The sequence below is a fragment of the Xenorhabdus sp. NBAII XenSa04 genome (assembly GCF_963866145.1).
Classification (GTDB): Bacteria; Pseudomonadota; Gammaproteobacteria; order Enterobacterales; family Enterobacteriaceae; genus Xenorhabdus; species Xenorhabdus indica.
Genome location: NZ_CAWMEB010000270.1, coordinates 1 through 402 on the forward strand (window position 1 = coordinate 1; position 402 = coordinate 402).

A 402-nucleotide genomic window follows, 5' to 3' on the forward strand; every position below is an offset into this window, starting at 1 on the left:
TTGCGCATATCGGTTAATTCAGATAATGAAGCGATACAATACATTGAAGAACAGAGTATACCCGAATCAATTATATTTCATGATGTTGCCATGCAGTCTGAACCTGAAAAAGAAGCAAAACTCTGGATGCGGCAACAAATTGAAATTCCGATAGATTATTTAAAGGAAACACCTTATCAGGTTTTCTTGATTCGTCTGGCTGATGAAAAGTATTACTTTTTCACTAAAATCCACCATATTATGATTGATGGTGTCGGTTCTTACCGGCTTCATGAGTATGTCCATAAATTATACAAATGTCTTAAAAACGGAACATCAACAGCATGGTTATCGGATATTCCACAATATTTGACTGTAGTAGCCAAGGCAAGAGAATATCTAAATAAAACTCACTATGAAAAA

1 protein-coding gene is annotated in these 402 nt (G+C 34.6%); it reads left to right on the forward strand.

Annotation, left to right across the window (positions count from 1 at the left end):
• On the forward strand, positions 1–402 hold a 402-nt coding region (locus AAC147_RS10140; RefSeq protein WP_047686500.1), incomplete at both ends, for a condensation domain-containing protein.